General features: G+C 32.2%; 13 protein-coding genes. 5 read left to right on the top strand and 8 right to left on the bottom strand.

The window, feature by feature from the left end; all coding sequences use genetic code 11:
• The first annotated feature begins 1 nt into the window (after position 1).
• Complete coding sequence (locus tag LO744_RS09505; protein ID WP_230668880.1) at positions 2 to 520, top strand: GNAT family N-acetyltransferase; 519 nt, start codon at positions 2 to 4, stop codon at positions 518 to 520.
• A gap of 333 nt (positions 521 to 853) precedes the next feature.
• Here LO744_RS09505 and LO744_RS09500 read toward each other — a convergent pair whose 3' ends face one another.
• The 6 genes from LO744_RS09500 to LO744_RS09475 form a co-directional block, all read right to left on the bottom strand.
• The gene (locus tag LO744_RS09500; protein WP_230668878.1) at positions 854 to 1,429 is read right to left on the bottom strand and encodes a Crp/Fnr family transcriptional regulator; all 576 of its coding nucleotides are present in this window, start codon (positions 1,427 to 1,429) and stop codon (positions 854 to 856) included.
• Between the two features lie 152 nt (positions 1,430 to 1,581).
• Positions 1,582 to 3,984, bottom strand: a complete 2,403-nt coding sequence (locus LO744_RS09495) for a S9 family peptidase (protein WP_230668876.1) — start codon at positions 3,982 to 3,984, stop codon at positions 1,582 to 1,584.
• An 85-nt stretch (positions 3,985 to 4,069) separates the two neighbouring features.
• Positions 4,070 to 5,248 carry an aminotransferase class V-fold PLP-dependent enzyme gene (locus LO744_RS09490; protein WP_230668874.1) on the bottom strand — a complete coding sequence of 393 codons (1,179 nt, stop codon included), beginning with the start codon at positions 5,246 to 5,248 and terminating at the stop codon, positions 4,070 to 4,072.
• A gap of 235 nt (positions 5,249 to 5,483) precedes the next feature.
• On the bottom strand, positions 5,484 to 6,629 hold the full coding sequence (locus LO744_RS09485) for a hypothetical protein (RefSeq protein WP_230668872.1): 1,146 nt from the start codon (positions 6,627 to 6,629) through the stop codon (positions 5,484 to 5,486).
• A gap of 32 nt (positions 6,630 to 6,661) precedes the next feature.
• A complete protein-coding gene (locus LO744_RS09480) occupies positions 6,662 to 7,555 on the bottom strand; it encodes a TssN family type VI secretion system protein (RefSeq protein WP_230668870.1) in 894 nt (297 codons plus the stop codon).
• A 53-nt stretch (positions 7,556 to 7,608) separates the two neighbouring features.
• On the bottom strand, positions 7,609 to 8,550 hold the full coding sequence (locus LO744_RS09475; protein ID WP_230668868.1) for a type VI secretion system baseplate subunit TssG: 942 nt from the start codon (positions 8,548 to 8,550) through the stop codon (positions 7,609 to 7,611).
• A gap of 313 nt (positions 8,551 to 8,863) precedes the next feature.
• Here LO744_RS09475 and LO744_RS09470 point away from each other — a divergent pair, with 313 nt between their 5' ends.
• The 4 genes from LO744_RS09470 (at position 8,864) to LO744_RS09455 (ending at position 13,042) form a co-directional block, all read left to right on the top strand.
• Positions 8,864 to 9,655, top strand: a complete 792-nt coding sequence (locus LO744_RS09470) for a S1/P1 nuclease (protein WP_230668866.1) — start codon at positions 8,864 to 8,866, stop codon at positions 9,653 to 9,655.
• A 500-nt stretch (positions 9,656 to 10,155) separates the two neighbouring features.
• Positions 10,156 to 11,022 carry a sigma-70 family RNA polymerase sigma factor gene (locus LO744_RS09465; RefSeq protein ID WP_027385416.1) on the top strand — a complete coding sequence of 289 codons (867 nt, stop codon included), beginning with the start codon at positions 10,156 to 10,158 and terminating at the stop codon, positions 11,020 to 11,022.
• Positions 11,023 to 11,237: 215 nt separating this feature from the next.
• Entirely contained in the window at positions 11,238 to 11,825 is a 588-nt protein-coding gene (locus LO744_RS09460; protein WP_230668864.1) for a hypothetical protein, read from the top strand.
• 98 nt (positions 11,826 to 11,923) lie between these two features.
• On the top strand, positions 11,924 to 13,042 hold the full coding sequence (locus LO744_RS09455) for an FAD-dependent monooxygenase (RefSeq protein ID WP_230668862.1): 1,119 nt from the start codon (positions 11,924 to 11,926) through the stop codon (positions 13,040 to 13,042).
• Positions 13,043 to 13,074: 32 nt separating this feature from the next.
• Here the strand turns inward: LO744_RS09455 and LO744_RS09450 are convergent, their stop codons facing one another.
• Together LO744_RS09450 and LO744_RS09445 are read right to left on the bottom strand one after the other, a co-directional pair.
• Complete coding sequence (locus LO744_RS09450; RefSeq protein ID WP_230668861.1) at positions 13,075 to 13,548, bottom strand: DUF3347 domain-containing protein; 474 nt, start codon at positions 13,546 to 13,548, stop codon at positions 13,075 to 13,077.
• A 56-nt stretch (positions 13,549 to 13,604) separates the two neighbouring features.
• Positions 13,605 to 14,258 (bottom strand): DUF4844 domain-containing protein, encoded by a 654-nt coding sequence (locus tag LO744_RS09445; RefSeq protein WP_230668859.1) that lies wholly within the window; start codon positions 14,256 to 14,258, stop codon positions 13,605 to 13,607.
• Positions 14,259 to 14,260: the final 2 nt, after the last annotated feature.

Below are 14,260 nucleotides of genomic sequence, written 5' to 3'. Positions count from 1 at the left end.
TATGGAAAATATAGTCATTGAAAAAATTAAAATCGACGATACTGAAAAGCTTCAGCGCATCGCTAAAAAGACTTTTTTCGAAACCTTTTCGCCTTATAATACTGCAGAAAATATGGAAAAGTATCTGAATGAAAAGTTTTCTGAAGAAAAATTGCTATCAGAACTTAAAAATAAAAATTCTGAATTTTTCTTTGCTATCTATCTTGGTGATGTTGTCGGCTATTTGAAAGTCAACTCAGGAGATGCACAAACTGAATTACAAGATAAAAATGCTCTTGAAATTGAAAGGATTTATGTTTCAAAAGATTTTCACGGCAAAAAAGTTGGACAGATTTTATACGACAAAGCATTGTATATTGCACAAAGCAAAAACTTACAATACGTTTGGCTAGGCGTTTGGGAAGAAAATCACAGAGCCGTTCAATTTTATAAAAAGAATGGTTTTGTAGAATTTGATAAGCATATTTTTAAATTTGGTGACGAAGAGCAGACGGATTTGATGATGAGAAAGGAGTTGTAATTATCAAATAGCTTTTCACTTAAAATTAATCTTAAAGTAATGAAGTTTGAAAAAGCTAAATAAGCAAAATTAAAAAGGTGGCATGCTTTTCATAATTACACGCCTGCTTTTTCTAAAAGCTCCCGTGGATTTATGTAAGTCGACGGGAGCTTTTGGTATAATCTTCGTGAAAAGTTTATGTTTATTTAATCAGATAAAAACTATATTTTTAAAGTAAAATTCCTCCGTAAGCTAAATAAAGCTAGAGTTCCATCTTAAAAAAAATATTCAAAACTGGTATTCTCATCAGCTTTTTTGTTTTGAATTTCGAAAAAATAAATATCTGGATTTAATTTACACTGTCTTTTTCTTTTCATAATCTTTTATGGCTTTGGTAAGACTTTTTACGGTTGTTCCCAAATAGGAAGCCATATCTTCTTTTGAAATTTTCATTTCTTTAGCTTTTAATTCGAGAAGTTGAGACAGCGTATGTTCTGTAGCGTGAAGTTGCTGATAAGATGATCGGTTTGAAGTGTTTGCAATACGTTCTGCAAAAACATCGAGCAGCAAATTGTTTAAATTAAGATCACTTTTAATCAACGACTGGAAATACGGAATCGTTATGGTAAATACCGTAACTTCGGTAATCGCTTCAATGCTGCAAATGCAAGGAACATTCTTCATCATCTCTATTTCCCCAAGAATTTCTCCTTTTCCTAAAAACTCAACAATGTATTCCTCTTTGTTTTCTTCTGTAAAAAAGCATTTGGTAATTCCGCTTTTAATGAGCATTATTTTGTCGGAAACTTCGCCTTGTGTTAATAGTTTTTCGTCTTTTTCGAAGGATTCTAAAATAATATTTCCTTTATGTTCCTGGCTATGGAAAAGTATCTCAAGATAATTTAGAAATGGTTGGTTCGTTCTTAACATTATTTTTATTTCAGATAGACACCTTTCGGAATCTATTATTTATACTCACTTTTATGAGCCGAAAAATTACAAAAATTAAAATGAATAGAATATGAATTATTTAAATTAAATCCATAAAAAAACTCGCTCCACTGAGCGAGTTTTATGTATAATTATTTCTTCAAACATTTCTCCAAAAACTGATCTTGTTCCCAAAGCAAATGCAGAATATTTTCTTTGGCAGCATAGCCGTGAGATTCTTTTGGAAGAAGAACCATTTTCACAGGAGCTCCGAGATTTTTCAAAGCCTGGAAATATCTTTCGGTTTGCAAAGTAAACGTTCCCGGATTATTGTCGGCATCACCATGAACCAATAACATAGGCGTTTTCATTTTATCGGCATTCATAAATGGAGACATCGTGTTGTAAATTTCCGGAACATCCCAGTAATTTCTCTGCTCACTCTGGAAACCAAAAGGCGTCAACGTTCTGTTGTATGCTCCACTTCTTGCAATTCCGCACGCATAATCTTTAGAATGTGTCAAAAGATTCGCGGTCATAAATGCTCCGTAAGAATGCCCTCCCACAGCCACTTTTGTTCTATCAATGTATCCTAACTGATCTACCGCATCAATCGCAGCTTTTCCATTAGCAACCAATTGAGGAATAAAAGTGTCATTCGGCTCTGTTTTTCCTTCCCCGATAATTGGGAATGCTGCATCATCAAGAACTGCATATCCTTTCGCCGTCCAATACACAAAAGAACCGTAATATGGGAACGTAAAATCGTTCGGATTTTGAGTATTTTGTCCTGCTGTATTTTTGTCTTTATATTCTGTAGGATATGCCCAAATTAATAGAGGAAGTTTATCTTTTTTAGCTTTTCTATCGTAGTTTGCTGGCAAATAAAGTGTTCCTGTTAGAGTAACTCCGTCGTTTCTTTTGTAGGTAATTACTTCTTTGTAAACATCTTTAATGCTTTCAAACGGATTGGCAAAATTGGTTACCGCTTCTGTTTTATTAGATTTAATATTTTTCTTAAAATAATTCGGATATTGACTTGCTGACTGCTGAATCGTCAATACCTCTCCTTTTTTAGGATCAATAATATCGATAATTTCTTCTTTGGCATTTTTAAGATTTGAAGTGTAGAGTCTTTTCTTTTTTAAAGATTTCATATCCATTTCATCGATGAAAGGATGTTGACCGTCTTTTGTAAATCCATCACCAATCAGGTAAGATTTTTCACCTTTAATATCGATGACATATCTTCCGAAATCATTTTTTGTGGTATTAAAACTTCCGGGATCACTGTAGACATCCTGGTAATTCCTATCTTCTATTACTTCAGATTTGCCTGTGTTTAAATCAACTAAGTAAGATTTTGTATTTCTGGTATCGTACCAGCTTTCACCAACAATAGCGTAATGATTGTTGGTCCAGCTTACGCCGCCGTATCTTTGTTTTGTTTTAAAGAAAGATTTTGGCTGAGCAGTAAACGGAGCTTCCCAATTGAAAACTTCATCTCTGAAATCAACCGTTTTAGATTGGTCACCACCATCCAAAGCTTCAGCGTAAACCAAAGTTGCAGGTTGATCGGCTCTCCAACCCATATCTCTTTTTCCCGTTCTTACAGATGAAAAACCTTTCGGCATAATTTCATTTAGAGGAACTTCATTCACCACTTTTACAGTATTTCCTTTTGCGTCGTAAACGGTTGTGGTCATTGGAAATCTGTTTAGCGGAACGATGTAAGAAAAAGGTTTTTTAATCGTTGTCAGCATCAGGTAATTTCCATCGGGAGAATAGCTTACTCCGGCAAATAAATCCTGATCTTTTATCTTTTTTAAACCACCATTTAAATCTACGTTATACAACTCAGAAGCAGTAAGGATTTCAAAATTTCTTTCATCCTGAGGATTTTTAAGTAAATCTTGATACGTTCTGTTTTGAGAAACTTTTCCATCGGCAGTTGAAACAATTGGTCCAGTTGGCAGATCTTTCGAAGAATCTGTTAGTTTAGCTCTGTTTCCCGGAAGCACTTTAATCAGAAAGCTTTGAGAATCTTTCATCCAACTGTAAGGATTTCCTAAATTGGCATTCAGGTTATCTTTGGTTATTTTTTTTGCGGTTGCCGTTTCAAGATCAACAATCCAAAGCTCAACTCCACTATCTGTAGTATGAGTGAAGGCTAATTTTTTCTCATCCGGAGAAAATGCGGTATTAGTGATTTTCGGATTTGCAGGTAAGTTTTTAACCTGAACCTCCGTTTTATCATTCATTTTACGCACTTTCAGATTGTTAGAGTAGGTTGCAGTACTCGAAATATTGGTTATAGGATTGATTCTTAATCCTCCCAATTTCATTTCCTGCTGATTGAGATCATCTAACGTTTTATAGGTTGGTCGATACACAAAAATAACCCAGTCTTTTTTTGAATTGGTTAAAACACTTGGCGGTCGGTCGTAATCTGCAAGCTTTAAAATCTCTGCAGACGGCTTCTGATACGTGATATTTTCTTGAGCTTCATAGAAATTAAGAAACGCAAGAAGACAGATGGTCAATTTGATCTTCATTATCTTTTTTGATTTTTTACGAATTTAATGAAAGTTTCGAATGAAAAAAAATCTATTGATTTATCTTTCATAAATAGTTTACTCGCTATTTCAAACTTTTTTTCAAAATATCCGAAACTTTTTCAATCTCACCTAAAGTATTAAAATAATGGGGTGAAAGTCTTACAGCTCCGTCAACTTTTTTATCGGTAAAATCAATCAATGCCGAATGTTTGTAACTTGCTGAGAAGAAAACATTATTTTCTCTCAAAACTTTTTGAATATTTTCTAAATCATTATCAGGACCACAGAAAGTGACGATACTACATAGATTATTTCCAATATCTAAAACTTTGAAACCGCTGTTTTTAAGATTTATCCTGAGTGTTTCGGCTAATTTTCTATTGTAATTTTCAATATTATTAAGCCCTACATTGTTGGCATATTTTACAGCTTCCATCATTCCTAAAACAGCGGCGTAAGAAACTTCCCAATGTTCAAATCTTTTGGCGGTTTTAAATAGTTCATAATTATTATATTCCGACCAGTGTGCGCCTCTCATATCTAATAAAACCGGTGCATACTTTTTTTCTAAAACTCTGTCTGAAACATATAAAAAGCCACTTCCTCGTGGTCCTCTCATGAACTTTCTTCCTGTTGCAGTCAAAAAATCACAACCTATTTTTTCAACATCCACGACCATTTGCCCAACCGATTGACAACAATCTGCCAAATATAAAATATCATACTGACGACATATTTTTCCTACCGCCTCAATATCCTGAATCAATCCTGAATTGGTCGGAATATGAGTAACAGCAACCAATTTCGGTTGATGTTGTTGAATTAAATTTTCAAGGTCTTCTAAATCCAATTCGTTATCTTCAAGTTTTTTGATACGAATTATTTTTACATTTAATCTTTTCTGAAGCGAAATAAATGTAATCTGATTAGAAATATAATCGTCTGCTGTAGTGATAACAACATCTCCTTCTTTGAAAATAATGCTCGATAGTGCTTTCGAAAATGCTTCAGTCGCACTTGTCATAAAAGCAATATTTGAAGGTTTGCAGTTAATGAGCTTTGCGGTTTCAGTATAGAAATTTTCAAGCAATTTTGCATTTCTGTTCGCAACTTCGTATCCTCCAAACTGTTCTTCTTGTTGCAGATAATCAATCATAGAATCAACTACGATATTGGGCATTAATGAAGAACCTGCATTATTAAAGAATAATTTATCGTCTGACAGACCTCTTATTTCCTCTCTTATTTTATCTGTATTCATTTTTTTACTTTTAATTCGAATGAATTTACTATAATTTACTTACTTATTCACAGAGTTTGTTATTCCGTAGGAATCTAAATCTATTTGTATAAATCTAATATTACAATTCTTGTTTAGATTCCTACGTAATGACAACATCATGCTTAGTTTTTTTTTCTCATAAGACACAACAATTTTATACAAAAAATCCCGAATCTGAAGTATCGGGATTTATTTTTATTTTAAAATTATCTTTTTAATCTAAAACACTCCAACCTCTTTTAGGATTGGTATTTGAAGACACTTCCTGTTCGTTAACAATAATATTTTCTTTTCTCTGGCCTATATAATCCAGTTCACTCAGCTTAGCAAAAATTGTTTCTAAACTTCTCAACATCTGATGGATATGTAAAAGAGGTTCTCCAGTATTATGATGGTCATAATTGGTTTCTGCAACCGTAGAAAGTTGATTAAGTAAAGTGTGTGGCGCAATTTCGCTCCATTCTAAACTATAATTAAGCATTTCTTCCAATTCGCCTGGAACTAAAACCTGTGTAGAATTGTACATTCTTAACGCTAATTTAGCGAAAGTTTCAATCAAAAAAACTGGTGCCTGATAAGGAATAATATTTCTGAACTGAAAATACATATCACCAAATGTATCGACCAAAACAGTACACAAAGCTTTTACATTTAATGCCAAAGATGTATTTTGGTTTTTATGCGAAGCCTTCTGAATGATTTTGAAAGCATATTGCTGTAAGTTTCCAATAGATTTTGCAAATCCGTTGTAATAATCAATCAAAGCAGGATGACTCTGAATCGATGTACAAGGCGGAATAAAATTAGTGTTTACCTGTGCAATATTACCTTTAAAATCTACTTTTCCAACTACCAGGTAATTTCCGCCCGAATAATTGCTGTTTAATGAACTTATTGGAAGCAATTCGATATGATAATTGGCCTGCGCATTCGGGTGTCGTGGTGGAATTTCTTCGGGATCAATATCTCCAAACGGCACTTTATCAAAAGGGTTTACAGAGATTAAAATATAATATTCGCCATCCATTTGGTTTTCATCGATGTTGAGAGATTTAGCCAAAGATTTTACACTTACTCTCCTATCTTTCAACTCCAGTCTATATCCTGCCAAAGTTACAGCGCTGCAGTTTTTGATAAACAATTGTACATCATTGGTTGCCGTATTATGAACATCAAAAATAGTTTTATCTGTAAATTCATTAGACAAAGGCAACAAGCCGTAATTATAATTGGTAATGGCAAGAGAATTTGCGTCTCTTATGGTATCTATTAAAAAATTATCCTGATCGTTGAGATGTCTCTGCGAAACTTTCATTCCATCAACCCAGTTGATAGCAAAGTGTTTTATGGGCTGTATCATAGTGTAATATTTTTAGTGGTGTGATTTTGATTTTATTTTTTTCCTTCTTCTTCGTGCTGAATAACTCTTTTACAGATGACAACTTCATTTTCAGAAATCGTATTCGTGGTAATATCCTGATCGAAATCGATGTATTTTCTAAAACTGAAAAATGATTTTTTAGTATAAAATATCCAGTAATAAGATTCTCTTTGTTCGTCTGTTAAATGAATGACAGATTTTGGGTTTTTATGGTTGTAATCATCAACTACACGGAAAAACCAGTCTCCAAAAGTTACGCCGGTCGGTAAAGTTTTTGCTTTAATTCTGAATCTGTTGGCATCTTCTAGATTTTTACTCAATTCAACATTTAAAACCATTAAACGGTCAAAGTCTGCGCCGTCAAAATCAGGTGGTTTCTGATCGGGAGAATATTTCCATGTTTTATAAATATCTACCGGAATACTGATTAACATGATATAACAATAGTAAAAAACCATTGGTACAAAGAATATCAAGACACTGGTTGCAGACATTACAGGATATCCTGCTCCTTTGCTAATCCATTCGAAAATTAATACAAAAAGATAAGCTCCCACAAGAGCACAGGTTACCGATAATACAGATTCGAAAAGAATGCTTTTTGTTTGAGAATTAAAATGCTTTCTGAAAAAATTATGCATTAAATTCACATGAATAATCCCGAAAATAAGATAAATTATCTGTGAAATTAAATACCAATACGGATTAAATGAATTACCTGCAAAACCGAAAAAACCTGGTAATGCAAGACACAGACTACATAAAAGCACATAAATAATGATGACTTTTATTTTTATAGCAGGCTGGCTTTTCCTGATGAATCCTAAAACAACCATCATGATAACCGCTATAAGCGGCACCAAAATATACCTGAAAAATATACCTTTTACTGAAGAAACTTCCATTGATTTCTATTAATATTTAGTTTGATTGATGAATGTAAATATAATAAATTATTTCACAGAAAAGTAGAATAACCGAGTCTGTTTGCATTTCTTTGATTGTCTTCTAACACAAAAGAATAGTCTTTTTTTTCTGTAATAAAATTTTCTTCAATATCTACAGAAACAGGAAGGCAATAATCATACAAAGCCTGCAAAACTTTTCTGAAAGGATGCCCCGGAATATAATTTTTCATCTCGTCGTAAGGAATCGGGCCTATATTTACAATCCAGTTTCTTTCACCATCCATATGTTTCCCGCTGGCAATATAGGTTACTCCCAGTCTTGAATTTCCTAAAAGAATAGAAGAATCATCTTCTTTCATCCTGTCTATTTCGTTGGGTGTAAAAGTAATTTCTACAGGAACTTTTAAGAAAGCGGTCATACAACGTTCAAACCATTTTTTGTCACCTCTGATGTTATGAAAAAAAGGTAAGACATGAAGAAAAATATAAGCATTCTGCTTATCGAGCATTTTAATAATCGGCCAAAGTTCACTGAAAATATCGAGTAGTGAATCTGTTTCACTTGCCAAATCAAAATCATACTCTTTCAGCAAGGCGCTTATTTCTGTAAAAAAAATCTCAAGCTCAAACGGTCTGAAGAATTTTCGAGCATCGTCTTCTACCCTTTTTTGTTTACGGATTTCTTTTACAACGCTTTCTACATTTTTTCGTGAAGTATTGAGTGATGGCGGATGAAAAATACCCTCAGGAAGATAATCGTATATTCCTTCGCGATACGTTTTAATATTAAGAACTTCCTCGTCAAAACCTAAGTAATGACTCGAAATACTTTTAATATCTTTTAGATAAGCTCTGTCGTTTATTCCTATTCGGTCAATAAAAATATTGCTTACAGATTTGTGATATTTTAGGAGATTTACAGCTACTGCTTCAGCTTTAAAGTCTGTTTGCAGCTTGTTGTAATGCATATCTATCGTGCTGTTGTCGTACATATTTTTTTTCTGTGATCATGTTTGGTATCGTAAAGATAAAATATCTCTTTATATTGAAAAAGCATTTAGATTATTTTTTTGAATTTAAATACTTCGTCTGTACTAATTTACTGATTTTCTTTTGTATTACGTTTGTCTGAGGTAAAAAATACGTTTTATACTCAATAATTTTACGATCCGTATTAAAGGTTATCACTTTCTTTAATAAATACTTTACAAAAAATTAACAGTGCTACAAGCAACAAATTATCATTTTAAACTTAAATTTCCATGAGGCTGACCTATCTTTGCAATTCGAAAATTATTTAAAGAAATGAAAAGTATTTATTCTAAAATTTTGCTTTTAGCATTCGTAGCGAGCTCGGTTTATTCTTATGCATGGGGATTAACGGGTCACAGAGTGATTGCTGAGATTGCAGAAAACCATCTTTCGGGAAAGGCAAAGAGAGAAATGAAAAAAATGTTGGGGCAAGAAAGAATGGCGTATTGGGCAAACTGGCCAGATTTTATTAAATCTGATACTACAGGTGCCTGGAAACAGGCTTCAGCTTGGCATTATGTAAACATTGATCCACAAACCGATTTTACAGCATTTGAAAAAGATTTGAAAGCTCAGGCAGGAGCTAATCTTTATTCGCAGATTAAAGTATTATCTAGTCAGATTAAAGATGTAAAAACTTCTGAAAAAGATAGAAAAATTGCTTTAATTTTCCTGATTCACATGATGGGAGATTTAGCACAACCAATGCACACCGGAAGGTCTGGAGATTTGGGTGGAAATAAAATTAACGTTACTTATTTTGGAGATAAAACAAATCTTCACTCAGTTTGGGACGGAAAATTAGTAGATTCACAAAAATACAGCTATACCGAATATGCCAAACTTTTAGATATTAAATCTAAAGACGAAGTAAAGCAAATACAATCTGGAACATTAGAAAACTGGTTGTATGATTCTCATCAGATTGCCAATAAAATCTATGCGCAAACTCCGGACGGGTCTAAATTATCTTATGACTATCAGTATAAGTTTAATGATACAATGGAAAGACAGCTTCTTTACGGAGGTTTAAGATTGGCGAAATTGTTGAATGATTTATTCTAAAAAAGTAAAAAGTTAATGGTGAATTTTAAAAGTTAATTTTATCTTCACATTTAATATAGAGCGGAACTTCGGTTTCGCTTTTTTTGTTTTCGTCAGTTCGAGTATTTTTCTGCAACAAAGTGGAAGAAAAATGTATCGAGAACCAGTGAACTTCAAATAAAACTTGTCTTATACTCAACAACTTCTCGATACGATTTTTTCAAAATCTACTCGAAGTGACGATGCAAATTCACAATTAAAAAGATACAATGGATAGCGGGAAATAGCTTCTCATAAAATAAACGAGATTTCTATCAATTAAATCTACTCTCTCAATAATTGAAAAATATATTTCAAATAAAATTTACTCTAAAATCGTTGTTCTGGGTCGTAAGAGCGATAATTTACAAATATTTTTTTGAAATCAAATTAATTAAATAAAAAATTATTGCAACATGTGTAACCTTTTTATTCTTTCGAACGTATAATGTAGTAGCAACTCTATTTTTGAGATAAAATAAATGAGACAATTAAAAATAACCAAGCAGGTTACCAACAGGGAAACCGCTTCACTAGACAAGTATTTGCAGGAAATTGGTAAAGTAGAACTAATTACAGCAGACGAAGAAGTAGATTTGGCACAGAGAATCCGTGCAGGCGACAGAGCAGCACTGGAAAAATTAATTAAAGCCAACCTTCGTTTCGTAGTTTCAGTATCTAAACAGTACCAAAACCAAGGTCTTTCTTTACCCGATTTGATTAATGAAGGTAACTTAGGATTAATGAAAGCAGCAAAAAGATATGACGAAACCAGAGGTTTCAAATTTATCTCTTATGCGGTTTGGTGGATTCGTCAGTCGATTTTACAGGCTTTGGCAGAGCAATCAAGAATTGTAAGATTGCCATTGAACAAAATTGGGTCGATTAACAAAATCAACAAAGCTTACGCTCACCTTGAGCAAGAAAACGAAAGACCACCTTCACCTGAAGAATTGGCTGAAGTTCTTGACATGAGCGAGGAAGATATTAAAGAATCAATGAAAAACTCCGGAAGACATTTGTCTATGGATGCACCATTGGTGGAAGGTGAAGATTCTAACTTGTATGACGTTTTACGTTCTGGAGAATCTCCAAGCCCGGATAAAGATTTGATGCTTGAATCTCTTCAAATTGAAATTGAAAGAGCATTGAATACTTTGACGCCAAGAGAGGCTGATTTGGTAAGGTTGTATTTCGGATTAAACGGAAAACATCCAATGACTTTAGAAGAAATCGGTGAAACTTTCGACCTTACGAGAGAAAGAGTTCGTCAGATTAAAGAAAAAGCAATTAAGAGACTAAAACACAATACGAGAAGTAAGATTTTGAAGTCTTATTTAGGTAAATAATTTTAGCTTTAAATAATTATTAAGCGGAGTTTGATTTTTTCAAGCTCCGCTTTTTTGTGACAATTTTTTGAGTATCTTCAGCTCATTAAAATAATAAATTAAACAGCACGTTTGTCATTCAGAACGAAGCGTAGCGAAGTGAAGAATCTCAATATTTTAAACCATTAAGAGATTTCTCTTATAGTCGAAATGACAAATTCAATAAACAAACAAACATGAAAAAAATACTTATTACTTCTACTCTATTTTTATTCATAATTTCCTGTAATCAAAAAGACACAGAAAATAAAATCGTTGACACAGCAGCCGAAAATACAGAATCAAGTTTCCCAATTAAAAGAATGAGCAATGCTCAAAATATTTTAGATGGAATTTACACTGAATTAATGAAAAATGATACTGAACTTCAAAAACTTGACAAAAAAGTTAATGCAATTACTAGCGACAGCAAAATAATGAAGGAACTCTACAGCGATATAATTAATAATTCAAATGATTATTACAACATTGCGGAATCTAATGCAAAGGCGATAAATGATTCTTTGCTGAAAAAAGAAATTTTTGCTATTCTAACAAATAGTTCAGAAAAATTCACTCAAAAGAAGATTAAATTTGAAGAACTAACAAAACAAGTTAGCATAAATAATCACAAAATTTATAGTTATTATCAAGCATTTAAAATCAAGAAAACGCTTCCCAAAATTGAAAAATATCAAAATGCACATCCTCTAAAAACTGACATCTTAAATAATTTCATCGACAAGCAAAATCAATTGTTGAACGAGTTGAAAAATTTGAAGTAAATATTTGCCACCAATGCACAAACTTCCTAATTGTTATTTAAAATTATTCGTGCATTCCTGGCTTATCAACTGAACAAATCTAAAGCAAAAACTAATAAATGAATCAAATTTCAATCATCGGAGCCGGAATTGGCGGTTTAACTTTAGGAAATGTTCTGAAACAACACCATTTAGATTTTACGATTTATGAATCTGCTGCGAAAATAAAACCTGTCGGAGCCGGAATTATGATGGCGGTCAATGCAATGCAAATTTTTGAGACTTTAGGTTTAAAAGAGAAAATTGAAAACAGAGGAAATAAAATTCATGGAATATTTATTACGGATGAAAAGCTGAAAACCATTTCTACGACAAATATTTTGGCTTTAGAACAAAAATTCAATTCTTGCAATGTAGCAATTCACAGAGCCGAGCTTCAGAGCATTTTAGCAGAAAATTTAGGTTTTGAAAATATTCAATTAAATCATTCTTTACAGCAAATTCAGAAGGAAAAAAATTATCTTTTAGAATTTGAAAACGGTTTTAAAACAGAAAGTGAAATCATTTTTGGAGCCGATGGAATTCATTCTAAAGTCAGGAATCAGATTTTTGGAAATGGAAAAATCAGAAATGCCGGTCAAAAATGTTGGCGTGGATTAACCGATTTTAATCTTCCTGAAAAATACAATCATCATGCTTTGGAAATCTGGGGAAAGGGAAAACGTTTTGGTTTTGTGAAAATTTCAGACAAAAAAGTGTATTGGTATGCTTTAATTAATGAAAATAAATTTAAAGAAAATCTAAATTTAATTGAAACATTCGGTGATTTTGATTCTTTAGTTTTAGAAATTTTAGAAGCCACAAAACAGGAAAATATTATTCTGAACGATATTATCGACCTCACTCCTATTCCAAAATGGTGTACTGAAAATCTTTGTCTGATTGGTGATGCTGCTCATGCAACGACTCCAAATATGGGACAAGGCGCTTGTCAATCGATTGAAGATGCTTATGTAATCGGAAAACTATTAGAAAAGAACCAAGATTTGAATTCAGTTTTTGAAGAATTTCAGAATATCAGAAGAAAAAAAGTTGATACGATTGTTAAAAACAGCTGGACGATTGGTACAATTTCTCAGTGGGAAAAAGGAAATCAGCTAAGGAATTTTTTGATGCGCACTATACCGGAAAACCTTAATCAGAAAATGGTAGAAAAGATTTTAAAACTGGAGATATAAAAAAAGAAACTCGATTTGAGTTTCTTTTTCATTTATTTTATTTCAGATTTTACAGAACCGCATTTAAGCATTGAACTTCCATAATACGGATTGACAATCTGTTTTTCGTTACTCAACCAGCTTCCTTCAGCCATTGGGCAATATTGTACGAAGATGGTTTTATCAGAAATTTTGTTTTCTTTAGCAACAGCAATCATTACTTCAGATAATCTGTAAAACGGTTTTCTTTGTGCATCGATATTTTTTGCCGAAGAAATTGTTTTTGCATCAGCTTTCAACGAATTCAACTTTTTCTCGTCTAAAGATTTTGAATTGACTGAAGAAGCTGTCTTCAGAAATTCTCCTGCCGCAACCGAAGTTTTCTTAAAATCATCAGAAGATAAAGCTGTTTTTACTGCGATATAGTTTTGATATAATTTTGAAAGTTGAGGATTTATTTTCGTTTGTGCAGTTACAGACACGACTGTAAATATTGAAAACAAGAATGTGATGATATGTTTTTTCATTTTTTCTATTTTTTTATTTTTTTTGTCCCAAAGATTGAGTAGATGCTCTCAGGCTTTTAATTTCTGAATATTTTTATCTGCTTTAATCGAATTTCCGCATCTTCAAGATTAAAATTATTTTTTGGTAATTGTTCTATCAATTCATAATTACCAAATTTAATTCTTTTATTGCCAGATTCATTATCGATTAAATTATATTCAGAACAATTTATACATTTAACGATATTATAGTCATTCTGAATATCGTTATCCATTTTCTCTAAAATAAAAGTATCTAAATTAGAATTACATTTGGTACATTTTGTTTGAATAATATTAAGAATCTTTTCTTTTCCTCTAAAGAAGTCATTTACTCTTTGTAGAGATGAAAATAAAGATCCATACAGCCAACTATTTAATTCACTACTAAAATCGATTGATAAAATTTTTGAGATTTGATCATAATAATCTGCTACAAATTCTCGTTCTTCAGTATCAAAATTCTTTCCTAGTTTTTTCAAATTAGTTTTCAAAATTTTCAGAATATCTTTATCCGAATATTTAATTTCTAGCTTTTGAATTAATTCAACTAAACAATTATCAATATTATTTTCCAATAATTCACAAACCTCCTGATTAGAAGGATTTAATCCTCTTTTAATCCAATCTTTGTCTCCAAATTTTCTTGTATTCTTTAAATTATTTAATATCTCAATTTTATTAGAACTCATCA

This window comes from Chryseobacterium turcicum (genome assembly GCF_021010565.1).
In the GTDB taxonomy this organism is placed as follows: Bacteria; Bacteroidota; Bacteroidia; order Flavobacteriales; family Weeksellaceae; genus Chryseobacterium; species Chryseobacterium turcicum.
This window is presented reverse-complemented; position numbering and strand designations above follow the sequence as displayed.

Coding starts and splice junctions, on each gene's coding strand:
- LO744_RS09505 (WP_230668880.1), top strand. CDS start 2: ATGGAAAATATAGTCATTGAAAAAATTAAAATCGACGATACTGAAAAG.
- LO744_RS09500 (WP_230668878.1), bottom strand. CDS start 1,429: ATGTTAAGAACGAACCAACCATTTCTAAATTATCTTGAGATACTTTTC.
- LO744_RS09495 (WP_230668876.1), bottom strand. CDS start 3,984: ATGAAGATCAAATTGACCATCTGTCTTCTTGCGTTTCTTAATTTCTAT.
- LO744_RS09490 (WP_230668874.1), bottom strand. CDS start 5,248: ATGAATACAGATAAAATAAGAGAGGAAATAAGAGGTCTGTCAGACGAT.
- LO744_RS09485 (WP_230668872.1), bottom strand. CDS start 6,629: ATGATACAGCCCATAAAACACTTTGCTATCAACTGGGTTGATGGAATG.
- LO744_RS09480 (WP_230668870.1), bottom strand. CDS start 7,555: ATGGAAGTTTCTTCAGTAAAAGGTATATTTTTCAGGTATATTTTGGTG.
- LO744_RS09475 (WP_230668868.1), bottom strand. CDS start 8,550: ATGTACGACAACAGCACGATAGATATGCATTACAACAAGCTGCAAACA.
- LO744_RS09470 (WP_230668866.1), top strand. CDS start 8,864: ATGAAAAGTATTTATTCTAAAATTTTGCTTTTAGCATTCGTAGCGAGC.
- LO744_RS09465 (WP_027385416.1), top strand. CDS start 10,156: ATGAGACAATTAAAAATAACCAAGCAGGTTACCAACAGGGAAACCGCT.
- LO744_RS09460 (WP_230668864.1), top strand. CDS start 11,238: ATGAAAAAAATACTTATTACTTCTACTCTATTTTTATTCATAATTTCC.
- LO744_RS09455 (WP_230668862.1), top strand. CDS start 11,924: ATGAATCAAATTTCAATCATCGGAGCCGGAATTGGCGGTTTAACTTTA.
- LO744_RS09450 (WP_230668861.1), bottom strand. CDS start 13,548: ATGAAAAAACATATCATCACATTCTTGTTTTCAATATTTACAGTCGTG.
- LO744_RS09445 (WP_230668859.1), bottom strand. CDS start 14,258: ATGAGTTCTAATAAAATTGAGATATTAAATAATTTAAAGAATACAAGA.